Origin of the sequence: Tessaracoccus sp. OH4464_COT-324 (assembly GCF_003932855.1) — a bacterium.
Lineage (GTDB): Bacteria > Actinomycetota > Actinomycetes > Propionibacteriales > Propionibacteriaceae > Arachnia.
Genome location: NZ_RQYZ01000072.1, coordinates 1 through 575, shown reverse-complemented (window position 1 = coordinate 575; position 575 = coordinate 1). Strand labels below are relative to the sequence as shown.

General features: G+C 38.8%; 1 protein-coding gene. It reads left to right on the top strand.

Annotated elements, in window-relative coordinates; all coding sequences use genetic code 11:
* Positions 1–68: 68 nt before the first annotated feature.
* The coding region (locus tag EII42_RS12195) for a hypothetical protein (protein ID WP_125172416.1) at positions 69–575 on the top strand (507 nt) is incomplete at its 3' end.

Sequence of the window (575 nt, the reverse complement as noted above, 5' to 3'; positions counted from 1 at the left end):
AAATCGCATGCGTTTCCAGCTCAAAACCGATGGCGAAATGTGTGCAAGCGGATTAGTTATTATCGAGAATGAATAAATTATTTGCTCTACTCATTAACATTCTGCTGCTCTTAACCAGCCTTGCTTATCCGCTAGGTTGGTTACTGCTTTTTAGTCGCCAAGAGCTAACAGTTTTAGTGTTGATTATGGCAATATTATGGGCATTCAAAGCAATACAAGCGGTCAATTTAGCACGTTATTTTGCAATTTTTATGACCGCACTTTTAGCTTTTATTTATCTCAGCCAAAATCTCGGTACGATGTTTTGGTATCCCATAATCATCAATGGAATGTTACTCGCAACTTTTGGCAGTAGCTTGTTTAGCTCACAATCACTGGTTGAGCGATTAGCTCGCTTAAAAACACCAGACTTACCTGAGCAAGCAGTGCTTTATACTCGAAAAGTCACGCAAATTTGGTGCGGATTTTTTATCTTTAATATTATTGTTTGCGCAGTTTTGATTGCCATACAGAATTATCAGTGGTGGGCAATTTATACGGGCGGAATTTCTTATGGCTTGATGGGCATATTGATG